Source organism: Aurantibacter sp. (assembly GCF_039941195.1).
Taxonomy (GTDB): domain Bacteria; phylum Bacteroidota; class Bacteroidia; order Flavobacteriales; family Flavobacteriaceae; genus Aurantibacter_A.
Genome location: NZ_JBDVFA010000087.1, coordinates 1 through 11,759 on the forward strand (window position 1 = coordinate 1; position 11,759 = coordinate 11,759).

Consider the following 11,759-nt stretch of genomic DNA (forward strand, 5'->3'; position numbering starts at 1 on the left):
TTAAAAAAAAGTAGAATTTTTAAAATCAAACTCCCAATTATACCTTACAAATTGTCTTCAATATATTATTTTTACAATTCATAAAAACACAGAGATGACCTTACTTTTAATGGCTGCCGGTAGCGGTAGCCGATATGGAAAACTAAAACAATTCGATGATCTTGGCCCTAATGGCGAATTCTTAATGGAATTTGGTATTTATGATGCTATTAAAAATGGTTTCGAACAAATTGTGGTAATTACAAAAAAAGAACATGTTGATTTTGTTGAAGAGCATTTAAGTACCAGACTACCGGAGAATATTGAGCTTAATGTTCTTGCACAAGAAGTAACAGATTTGCCACATGGATGTGTTTTTGATGGTGACCGACCAAAACCTTGGGGTACTGCCCATGCAGTTTGGACGGCAAGAAACGTAATTGATGGTCCTTTCGTAGTATTAAATGCTGATGATTTTTACGGGCAACCGGCTTATGAAAATGCAGCTAATTTCATGAGAGACCATTACGACGACAATGCTTATGCACTTGTTGGGTACACTTTAAAGGATACTCTTTCGGAACATGGTTCTGTTTCCAGAGGAGTTTGCCAAGTTGAAGGTGATAATCTAGTTTCAGTTGATGAGCGATTAAAATTAGTACCAAAAGATGGTGAAGTTCATGATGAAGACTCTGGAAACACTTACACTGGAGAAGAGCATGTAAGCATGAACTTCTGGGTGTGTAAACCGTCGATATTTGAAAAAATTGAAAGTGATTTTAGAGCTTTTCTAGATGACGACAAGCTTGCTAGAACTAGTGAATTGTATATTCCCAAAACAATTCAAGAAATGTTGCAAGCAGGTGAAATAGAAGTAAAAGTTGTGCCTTCTGGTGGAGAATGGTTTGGTGTTACTTATGCTAGCGACCGCGAAGTTGCTGTTAAAAGCCTACAGGGAAAAACTGATGCCGGTAAGTATATTGCTCCACTTTGGCCCTAATAATGAGCAAATTTACAGACGACATATTAACTAGCCTTTTGGCTAACTTTATTATAGCCAAAAAAGATTACGTTTTTAAACCTTTGACCGATGGTTATATTAACGATACTTTTTTAGTATTAGAAAATGACACCCCACTATACATACTTCAAAGGGTAAACCATTTGGTCTTTAAAAATATCTATGGACTCATGAACAATGTTCACAAAGCCTTAGAAAATCTTGAAGACAATGATTACCACAAAATTACTTTGGTAAAAACTCATAGTGGCAAGAGCTTTTTTGAAACCAGCGAAGGTGATAAAGCCTATTGGAGGTTAATGACCTACATAGACCAAAGTACTGCTCACAATACAACTGAAGACCCTGAAATTGCTTTTGAAGCGGGAAGAATTATAGGTAAATTTCATTTACTACTAAATACTGTAGCGGTTGACGATTATGTTGACACTATTCCTAGATTCCACGATTTGGATTTACGTAAAGGTGAATTTGAAGAAGCTTTGCGAAATGCCGATACTCAGAAAAAAGAGATTGCTGCAAAAGATATTGAATTCGCAGTTGAAACATTAGCGAAACTTACCGTTATGAATCAGTCCCAATTACCAATTCGAATATGCCATAACGACACCAAACTCAATAACATTTTATTTTCCAAAGAAGCCAGCAAAGCACTTTGTTTAATAGATTTGGACACAATTATGAAGGGGCATTTTCATTTCGATTTTGGTGATGCGGTACGTACAATAGTCAACACAGCTCCCGAAGACGAACAGCAACATGAAAAAATTACCTTCAAAAAACCTTTATTTGAGGCATTTGTAAGCGGCATTGCTTCAAATGGTAGGTTTCTTTCTGAAAACGAAATAGAAGCACTACCCTATGGGGCAATTTTACTTCCTTTTTTACATGGATTGAGAGCACTTACAGACTACCTTAACAATAACATTTATTACAAGGTAGCGTATGAAAATCAAAATTTAGATCGTGGCAGAAGTCTTTTCGATTTTACTCAAAAGGCTTTAACAAATTTTGATTTCATGAAAGAAGTAACTACAAATAAGCTTAGAGCTTAATTATTTTGCAACTCCAAATTTATATATACAGGTAGAATGATATTTTTCACCTGGCTCCAGTACTGTACTAGGAAAATCTGAATTATTTGGCGAATCTGGAAAGTGTTGTGTTTCTAAACAAAAGCTTCCTCTAGCCTCATAAGCTTTTTTAGACTTCCCAATATAAGTGCCGTTTAAAAAGTTGCCAGAATAAAATTGAACTCCCGGCTCATTGGTATAAACTTCTAAAGTTCTACCACTTTCCGGCTCTAAAACTTTAGCTGCCAAAATATTGCCTTCACTATCTAAGGGCTCCTTATTTAAAACATAATTATGATCATACCCCTTACCATAATTTAGCTGATTAGTATCGACATCAATATCTTGTCCAATAGGTTTTGGGGTTCTAAAATCAAAAGCAGTATTCTCTACCTTTCTAATCTCACCTGTAGGTATCAAACCCTCATCTACAGGGGTAAAAGCATCTGCATTTATCATCATAATGTGCTCATTAACATTCCCAGAAGATTCCCCAGCCAAATTAAAAAACGAATGATGCGTAAGATTTACTATTGTAGTTTTATCAGTAGTTGCACTATAATCTATTTTAAGTTCATTATCATCCGTTAACTCATAGCTAACAATTACTTTTAAATTGCCTGGGTAACCCATTTCCATATCGGGAGATGTTCTTGAAAATACAATAGCATTATCCGAATATGAATCCACATCCCAAACAAATGCATTAAAACCTTTTGTACCCCCATGTAAATGATTGCCATTATTATTTCCAACTAGAGAATACTTTTTACCTTCTAATTCAAATTGACCTTTAGCTATTCTATTACCATAACGACCAATGGTAGCTCCAAAAAATGCTCCGCCTGGTTCCATAAAACCTTCTAATTTATCCGGACCCAAAACAATGTCTGCAAATTCTCCATTTTTATCTGGTGCGTAAAGTGTAATTAGTCGCTGACCATAATTTGTAAAAGTAACCTCTAACCCGTTAGCATTTGTTAGCGCATAAAACTTGGTTTTCTTACCATCAATTTCTTTTTTAAAATCAGATGGGTTCAAATTATGTAAACTTTTAACAATTAAAGTATCATCGTTTTCGGGCATAGTTGTTGTTTTTTTATCCTCCTTACAAGAACAGATGGATAAGATTATTAAAAGTATAGAAACAGATTTTTTCATTTTAATAAATAATGTTTTTTAGGTGCATTTGCTTTTTAAAAAGCTAATTACAACAAAACTTGAATCATGTTGTATAAATAACTTTGTTGAAGCTCTTAATTAAACTAAAGGGGAATCATTAAAAATAAGAACAATTTAAATACCAAATCTCATCTAATTTAAAATTCAACATAATTGTTTGATGACTGGAATTTTTATACTTTGTTATAATTATTTAAAGCTAGCCAAATGATATTAAATATTAAAACACATTTTTCGATTTTAGTTTCCTGTTTAATTCTAAATATAAGTTTTGCTCAGGAGGCTGATGGGTGGATTTCTTTATTTAACGGCAAAAATTTTGATGGATGGCAAGTAGGTGAAAATTCAGAAACCTTTTCTATTGTTGATGGCACTATAAAAGTTGCAGGTCCGGTAGCTCACTTATACTATACTGGCGATATAAAGAATCACAACTTTAAAAACTTTGAATTTAAAGCCTCTGTAATGACCAAACCAGGATCCAATTCTGGAATATATATCCACACAAAATATCAAGAAGGAAGCTGGCCCTTGCATGGCTATGAAGTACAGGTTAACAACTCTCAAAGCGATTGGAAACGAACTGGCAGCTTGTACAACATTGTCGACATTAAAGAAAACTATGCGAAAGATGATGAATGGTATACGGAATATATTAAGGTGGAAGGAAATCGTATTATCGTTAAAATTAATGATGTTGTCGTTGTTGACTATACCGAACCTGAAAATCCACTTCGAGAAGGAAACGGTATATATCGCGTACTAAGTAGTGGAACATTTGCGCTACAAGGCCACGACCCCAAGAGTATTATCTACTATAAAGACATAATGGTGAAACCCCTAAAAGACCAATAAAAAATATTTTAGTTTATTTTAAAGAAAATTGTTTGCGCAATTGAATAAGCACCGTATATTTGCACACGCTTTGCAAAAAAGCATTTGAACAAGATTTGAATTTGACTGTTGTCAAAGTCAGCCTTAGGCAGATAAAATCATTGGTCTGGTAGTTCAGTTGGTTAGAATACCTGCCTGTCACGCAGGGGGTCGCGGGTTCGAGTCCCGTCCAGACCGCAGAAAGCTCTCAAGAAATTGGGGGCTTTTTTCGTTTATACTATTTCTTAAAAATTAAAACAGAATCAAAGCGGGTTCCCCCGAAGCGTCGGGGCCGTCCAGAGCGCAGAAAGCTCTCAAGAAATTGGGGGCTTTTTTCGTTTAGATAATTATATTCAACACAAACACAAAATTGGAGCGGGTTCCCCCGAAGCGTCGGGGCCGTCCAGACCGTAGAAAGCTCTCAATTGTCCATAAGCAGTCCGCTAAGTTTATGGAATTCATAATTCATTTGCGTCAGTAAAAAAACGTATTACGATAATCAGCCCCTCACTTGTCAAGTATTTTTGTATTAAAATATAAATAGAACCAGATTCCCCATAAGTAGAAGTTCGTAAATAATTAATAGTGGGAATCCTAAAAAATATAATTATATGAAACAAATAGGAATGGCGCTGATAGCCACAATTTTAATGACTACGCCTTTGATGGCACAGGAAAAAGACATTACTATGAATCTTGATAATTTTGACGAGTTGAAAGCTTTTGACCAAATAAATGTCAATTTGGTAAAGAGTGATAAAAACTGGGCAAGTATTACTGGAGACGATAACGATGAGGTCAAAATTGTAAACAATGATGGCCGATTGAAAATTCGAATGGAATTAGATAATTTTATGGATGGAAACGAAACCACCGTAACCCTCTATCACACTGAAGATTTACAATTGGTAGATGCCAATGAAGGTGCAAAGATTACTTCTTCCGATGAACTTGAGGCTAAGTATTTGACGCTACGCTCTCAAGAAGGTGGCGAAATTCAAACAGAAGTGAATACCAGAAATTTGGATAGCAAAGCAGTTTCCGGTGGAGTTATAAAATTATCAGGGAACGCAGAAAATCAAGATGTGAATATTCGTAGTGGCGGTCAATACGACGCTAAAGATTTACAATCGAATCAAACTGATATCACAATTTTCGCAGGTGGTAATGCAACTGTTACAACCGAAGAATTTGTAGCTGCCAATGTTACCGCAGGTGGAACTATTGAAATCTATGGAAACCCTGAAACTGTAAAAGAAGATAAAACGCTAGGTGGTTCAATTATTATGAGATAATAAACGAGAAACCAAACAATATTGAAAAGGGGATGGGGTCATACCCTATCCCTTTTTTTGTTCCAATAATTAATCCAACTTAAATTTTGATAAAACACAAATCACATAACAATATCTGGTCTGGTATTGCGGTAATACTTTTTACTTCACTATTGACAGGATGTGCTACTCATAAGCTGCAGTTTGACCAAACTTTGGTAACTACGTCTTCTCCGAAGAAAAAATCGCACACAATATTTCTGGCTAGCGGTTTAGGTAACGAAGACGAAAAATCAAACAAAAAAATAACCCATATTTTAAAAAGTCGATTGCAAAATGCCAATACCAACAGCACACTTTTATTTTTGGGTGATAATATTTCAAGTAAAAAGAATTCTTGGCAAAGTAACCAAGAGTTAATCGACAGACAATTGGCTTTAACCGAAGGTTTTAATGGCTCAGTGACTTTTTTACCTGGAAACAATGAATGGAAGAGCCGACATATTGATTCCATTCAACGAGTGGAAGAATATTTAGATGAGGTTGAAACTCAAGATGACTACGTACTACCTAAAAATGGTTGCCCCTTAGAATACAAAACTATTAACGATTCCCTCGATATATTGTTCGTAGACTCACAATGGTTTATATCAAACTGGTCGCGTGTTAAGGGTATCAATAAAAAATGTACCGATATTGTAACTCGAAGACGATTTGCTGAAGAGTTGGAAGGTTACATTAATGATGCTCAAGGCAAAAACCTCGTGATTGCCATGCACCACCCAACATTTAGTAATGGGGAAAAAGCAGGGCACAAAAGCTTTGGAAACCATATGACTCCCGTACCTGTTCTTGGTACGCTCATAAACGGGATTAACGATTTGGGAGCGTTTTCACCCGAAAACCTACATTCAAGGCGTTATAACTATTTACGCATTTTGGTGAGTTCATTGGCTAAAGCTTCTGACCGTGTTACCATCGTTTCCGGTCATGAGGAAAGTCTGCAATATCTATCTGGTGGCGATATCCATCAGATTATAAGTGGTTCGCTGGGTAGCAAAGCAACTACTAAGCGAACAACAAGTAGTATTAATACTGTTGGTGGAAGATTGCCTTTCAAAGGACATTTCACCTATGGTGAACATGGTTTTGCGCAATTGGATTATTTTGAAGACGGTTCTTCACAGGTTTCCTTTATCACTGCGGACAAAATATTTGAGCCCATTCAAGTATTACCTGAATTTTCCGAAAAATCATTTAAAGAGTCTTATAAGAAGGTTTCCTCAAATTCAGTAATAGATTCCGTTTATGGAGCGGAAAAAAAAATGAAACGCAGCAAATTTTTTAAATTCCTTTGGGGAGAACGCTATCGAGATTATTTTCATACAGCTGTCACTGCTCCGATAGCCTACTTGGACACCTTACACGGCGGGCTAAAATTTACGAAGAAAGGCGGGGGACACCAATCGTATTCTATTCGATTGGAAGATCAAAATCAGCGAGAATTTGCCATGCGTTCATTACGAAAAGACCCCCTAAAATATTTGAAATTCAGCGTACGCGGAGTGGCCTATACCGAAGATGATTATATGGGAACTCTTCCCGAAAAATTGATTTCCGATTTTTTTACGACTGCCCATCCGTATATGCAATTAATTATTAACCCCATGGCTAAGGCGGTTGATGTCAATCACGCAAATACGCAACTTTTTTATATCCCTAAACAATCAGAATTAAAAAGACTGAATGACGAATTCGGCAATGAATTATATTTTATCGAACAGCGACCATCGGATGAGCAACTGAATTTTAAAGGCTATCGAAGAACAATTGATGAAAAAGGAAAAATAACTGAATTCGAAAGTACTACCGACATGCTTGAGAAAATTAAGAGTGATGAATCGTATTCTGTAGATCAACAGAGTTACGTTCGCGCCCGCGTTTTTGATATGCTACTTGGAGATTGGGACCGTCATCAAGATCAATGGCGCTGGGCGGAATACGAAACTCCAGATGGAGAAAAGGAATTTATGCCCGTACCTCGAGATAGGGATAATGCCTTTCCTAGATTTGACGGGGCTGCTGTTGATATTATTCAATGGTTTATACCAATTACCAGACAATGGCAATCCTATGGACCGACCATAAAAAACACAAAATGGCTCAATTACAATGGCAGCCGATTAGATAAGGCTTTGCTTACTAAATACGATGCAGACGGCTGGGTACAAGAGGCTAAATACATTCAAGACAATTTATCCGTAGAACAAATTGATAAAGCTTTTTTACGCTTACCGAAAGAGGTACAGGACAGTACCGCCAACTACATAAAATACAGTCTAAAACAAAGGTTAAAAAACTTACATGTTTATGCTAAGGAATACGGAGCCTATCTCGATAAACGAATTGCTCTATATGCCTCCGAAAAGGATGATGAAATCAAAGTAGTCCGGCAAGAAGACGAAAGAACTAAAGTCGTAATTAGAAGGTTATTGTCCGATAAAAAAAATGAAAAAATTTACGAGCGGACGTTTAGCGCAGCCCACACTAAAGAGTTATGGATTTATGGCTTAGGCGATAATGATAATTTTATTGTTGAAGGTAATGGAAAAACAAAAATATTCGTTCGGCTAATTGGCGGATACGGTAAAGATGACTTTGACATTAAAAACCGTAAGGCTTTAAAAGTTTATGACTGGAAACAAGAAGAAAGCGAGTTTGAAGGTAAAAATCCAGCAAAACAATTAACCGACGTCTATACTACAAATACCTTTCATTGGCGCTATTTTAAACCCAATCGAAATATTTTAGTTCCTAATTTTGATTTTAGGACCGATGATGGTTTTTCAATAGGTGTTAAAAATACATATATAAAAAATGGTCTAAATGGGAATCCATTTCGCCAGAAGCATACGTTGGCGGCTAAATATTTTTTTAATTTTCAAGCAACGGAGCTTAATTATAACGGTATTTTCGCCAACATTATACCGAAATGGAATTTTGAAGTTGACGGGTATTATTCTACGCAGCGCTATGCTCAGAACTTTTTTGGATATGGAAATGAAAGTATCAATGAGCAAGACCTTCTATCCAGAGATTTCTATCGAGCCCGAACAGAACAACTAAAATTACAGGCAGGCGTGGCATATCACACGCTACGTCTCAAAGCTCTTTATGAATCTTTTCAAGTGGAAGAAATGGGAGACCGTTTCTTTAGTAAGTCGAACTTTGGCACTCCAATTTTTGAACAGCAAAACTATGTAGGCGCAGAGACATCAGCATATTACTATAATGATAATGCCGATGATTTTCCAACCAAAGGATTGTATTTTGGATTAACTGCTGGCTATAAAACCAATACAACTTTAAACAATAATAGCTTTGGATATTTTAAATTCCGAACCGAGATTATTCATAAATTGATTCCCTCAGGAAATTTAGTTCTCAGCACAAAAGCCGAATATAAAACCAATTTCGGGAATGATTACTTTTTTTACCATGCACCATCCATTGGTGGAAATAATGGATTAAGAGGTTTTCGGGATGAACGGTTTGTAGGTAAATCATACTTCTACCATTCCTCCGATATAAGGGTTCGACTTAAACGGTATGTAACTGCACTTGCACCAGTAACGGTCGGAGCATATGGAGGCTTTGACTATGGTCGGGTATGGCAACCGAGTGAAGATTCCAAAAACTGGCATACTTCCCAAGGAATCGGATTATGGGCGAGCGCTGGAAACTATTTAGCGTTCAACTTAGGATATTTTAATTCTGTTGAAGGCAACCTCTTCCAATTCGGATTTGGATTTGGGTTTTAGAAGCCATTTAATTATTAACCCATAAAAGACTATAGATATGATACTAATACTAGAGAGAGCAGAACAAAGGGTTACCGACTTACTTTCCAAAAAACTCCCTTCGGAATATTTGTTCCATAACCTAAGGCATACCCAACGAGTCGTGGCCAATGTCCAGGAGATTTTGGAAGCCATAGAAATTCCCGAAATCCAACAAAAAAACGTATTGTTGGCTGCATGGTTTCATGATACTGGATACATACATGGTGCAGAAAATCACGAAGAAAAAAGCTGTGAATATGCGCGAAAATTTCTTGAAGACGAAACTCTTTTAACTACGAATATAGAAGACGTTTGTACAATTATTCTAGCAACCAAAAGAAATCACTCCCCTAAGAATGAACTGGAAAAAATCATTCGTGATGCGGACTCTGGTCATCTGGCTAAAAAAGACTTCCGTTCGATCTCCGAAATGTTACGAGTGGAATTACAAAATACCGGTAGCGCAAGTCATACAGCAAGCGAATGGCGTACCTTGAATATAGAAATGTTTCGAACAGAACATCGGTTTTATACGGATTACGCAAAGGAAAACTGGCAAGAGGAAAAGGATAAAAATTTAAAGCGACTAGCGAAAGACAAAAAGAAAGAAAGAAGGCTTATCAAAAAGGAAAAATTGAAAGCTAAATATAAAGGTGAAATTCCTGACAGGGGCGTACAAACCTTATACCGTACAACCCTTAGAAACCACATTAAACTCAGCGATATTGCCGATACCAAATCGAATATTCTGTTATCGGTTAATGCCATTATTATCTCGTTGGCATTATCGAATTTGATTCCGAAATTAGATAACCCCTCGAATGACTATCTGATTATCCCAACCTTGATTTTTATTCTTTTTAGTATTATTTCAATGATACTATCCATAAGTGCTACCAGACCAAATGTAACGAGCGGCACCTTTACCAAAGAAGATGTTAAACAGAAAAAAGTGAACCTTTTATTCTTCGGAAATTTCCATAAAATGAAATTGGAAAATTATGAAGAAGCCATTTCAACTATGATAAAAGACAAGGACTACATCTATAGTTCGTTAACCAAAGACTTATATTATTTAGGTGTCGTTTTAGAACGGAAATATAGAATTTTAAGATGGACGTACACCGTATTTATGATTGGAATAATTCTTTCGGTCATCGCATTTGGAGTTGGATTTCACTATTTTGGCCCTGAACGGGTTTTAGAAAACGTAGTACCCCAAAATCCCTAAATGTTGAATCTGCAAAAAAATAACACTATGAACGAATTTTTCTCTGGTTCTAATGCATCCCTTTTTTATGTTTTGGGGAGTATACTAGCAATTCTAATGTTTTATTTACTGTTGCAGTGGGTATTGAAGAGAATTGGAAAAAACCCTAAATATCTGATACCTATAAATGCAGTACGTCGAATTAGCGACCCCATTTTGGTTATGCTTCTATCACTTTTAATTCGCATTCCGGCATTACGAACATTATTGGGTTTTTCTGATGAACCGTATTGGTTTAAAAAAGTAAGTACGTTACTCTTCATTTTTGCAACCACTTGGTTAATTTTAAATCTTATAAAAATTATCAAGCATCATGTTTTACGAAAATATGATATTGATGCCGCTGATAACCTTAAGGCACGCCAAGTCACCACTCAGTTTAACATTTTAGAAAGAATTATAATCTTTGTAATCATTTTTTTAGCTGTAGGTGTTGCATTAATAAGTTTTGAAGAAATTCGTGAAATAGGTGTTAGTATTTTTGCTTCAGCAGGAGTCGCAGGAATTATTATTGGTTTTTCCGCACAGAAAATGATTGCAACCTTTCTCGCGGGAATTCAAATTGCTGTTGCACAACCAATAAAATTAGACGATGTAGTCATTGTTGAAGGTGAGTGGGGAAGAATAGAAGAAATTACACTTACTTATGTGGTTGTAAAAATTTGGGATAAACGACGGTTGATTGTACCGACCACCTATTTTATAGAGCAACCTTTTCAGAATTGGACTAAGACCTCAGCGGACTTACTTGGCACTGTATTTATGTATACCGATTATCAAGTGCCTATTGATGTTCTACGTAACGAATTGACACGTATACTTAAAAACACAGACCTATGGGATGGCGAAGTAAATAATATACAAGTAACAGATTCAAAAGCTGATTATGTAGAACTAAGGGCTTTGATGAGCTCCAAGGATTCTTCTACTGCTTGGGATTTAAGAGTACATGTTAGAGAACAATTATTAGGTTTCTTACAAAAAGAATATCCACAAAGCATTGCACATACACGTTTGCTAGTAAAGAACAGTGAATCTGGAAAAAACAATGAGCAAAAGAAAGATTTTTAAATGTTTATTTTAGAATCTTATCTTTTGGGAGGCTGAATCATTAACTCATTAATTTGATCTGAAATTTCAGCAAATTTGTCTTCTTTAGTTAACCAATATACGTGTTGAGAATCTTCAGAAGTGTCCCACATATTATAAAAATAACGAATACCGTTCTTCTCACTATGCAAGCCT

Annotated in this window: 8 protein-coding genes and 1 tRNA gene; 8 read left to right on the forward strand and 1 reads right to left on the reverse strand. The window is 36.0% G+C overall.

Annotated elements, in window-relative coordinates; translation table 11 throughout:
- Window positions 1-94 precede the first annotated feature (94 nt).
- Window positions 95-979 carry a sugar phosphate nucleotidyltransferase gene (locus ABJF52_RS14915; protein ID WP_348151930.1) on the forward strand — a complete coding sequence of 295 codons (885 nt, stop codon included), beginning with the start codon at window positions 95-97 and terminating at the stop codon, window positions 977-979.
- 2 nt (window positions 980-981) lie between these two features.
- Window positions 982-2,055, forward strand: a complete 1,074-nt coding sequence (locus ABJF52_RS14920; RefSeq protein ID WP_348151933.1) for an aminoglycoside phosphotransferase family protein — start codon at window positions 982-984, stop codon at window positions 2,053-2,055.
- Here ABJF52_RS14920 and ABJF52_RS14925 read toward each other — a convergent pair whose 3' ends face one another.
- Window positions 2,056-3,234 (reverse strand): aldose epimerase family protein, encoded by a 1,179-nt coding sequence (locus ABJF52_RS14925; RefSeq protein ID WP_348151935.1) that lies wholly within the window; start codon window positions 3,232-3,234, stop codon window positions 2,056-2,058.
- A 228-nt stretch (window positions 3,235-3,462) separates the two neighbouring features.
- On the opposite strand from ABJF52_RS14925, the gene ABJF52_RS14930 reads away from it, so the two are divergent.
- The 6 genes from ABJF52_RS14930 to ABJF52_RS14955 all read left to right on the forward strand — a co-directional run bounded on the left by ABJF52_RS14930 (window position 3,463) and on the right by ABJF52_RS14955 (window position 11,585).
- Window positions 3,463-4,110 carry a DUF1080 domain-containing protein gene (locus ABJF52_RS14930; protein WP_348151937.1) on the forward strand — a complete coding sequence of 216 codons (648 nt, stop codon included), beginning with the start codon at window positions 3,463-3,465 and terminating at the stop codon, window positions 4,108-4,110.
- A gap of 142 nt (window positions 4,111-4,252) precedes the next feature.
- A tRNA-Asp gene (locus tag ABJF52_RS14935) sits at window positions 4,253-4,326 on the forward strand.
- 413 nt (window positions 4,327-4,739) lie between these two features.
- Entirely contained in the window at window positions 4,740-5,423 is a 684-nt protein-coding gene (locus ABJF52_RS14940; RefSeq protein ID WP_348151939.1) for a head GIN domain-containing protein, read from the forward strand.
- Between the two features lie 86 nt (window positions 5,424-5,509).
- Complete coding sequence (locus ABJF52_RS14945; protein WP_348151942.1) at window positions 5,510-9,223, forward strand: ShlB/FhaC/HecB family hemolysin secretion/activation protein; 3,714 nt, start codon at window positions 5,510-5,512, stop codon at window positions 9,221-9,223.
- 37 nt (window positions 9,224-9,260) lie between these two features.
- Window positions 9,261-10,475 carry a Pycsar system effector family protein gene (locus ABJF52_RS14950; RefSeq protein ID WP_348151944.1) on the forward strand — a complete coding sequence of 405 codons (1,215 nt, stop codon included), beginning with the start codon at window positions 9,261-9,263 and terminating at the stop codon, window positions 10,473-10,475.
- A gap of 27 nt (window positions 10,476-10,502) precedes the next feature.
- The gene (locus tag ABJF52_RS14955; protein WP_348151946.1) at window positions 10,503-11,585 is read left to right on the forward strand and encodes a mechanosensitive ion channel domain-containing protein; all 1,083 of its coding nucleotides are present in this window, start codon (window positions 10,503-10,505) and stop codon (window positions 11,583-11,585) included.
- Window positions 11,586-11,759: the final 174 nt, after the last annotated feature.

Bases quoted from the DNA above. Each gene is read 5' to 3' on its own strand.
- ABJF52_RS14915 (WP_348151930.1), top strand. From the start codon at position 95: ATGACCTTACTTTTAATGGCTGCCGGTAGCGGTAGCCGATATGGAAAA.
- ABJF52_RS14920 (WP_348151933.1), top strand. From the start codon at position 982: ATGAGCAAATTTACAGACGACATATTAACTAGCCTTTTGGCTAACTTT.
- ABJF52_RS14925 (WP_348151935.1), bottom strand. From the start codon at position 3,234: ATGAAAAAATCTGTTTCTATACTTTTAATAATCTTATCCATCTGTTCT.
- ABJF52_RS14930 (WP_348151937.1), top strand. From the start codon at position 3,463: ATGATATTAAATATTAAAACACATTTTTCGATTTTAGTTTCCTGTTTA.
- ABJF52_RS14940 (WP_348151939.1), top strand. From the start codon at position 4,740: ATGAAACAAATAGGAATGGCGCTGATAGCCACAATTTTAATGACTACG.
- ABJF52_RS14950 (WP_348151944.1), top strand. From the start codon at position 9,261: ATGATACTAATACTAGAGAGAGCAGAACAAAGGGTTACCGACTTACTT.
- ABJF52_RS14955 (WP_348151946.1), top strand. From the start codon at position 10,503: ATGAACGAATTTTTCTCTGGTTCTAATGCATCCCTTTTTTATGTTTTG.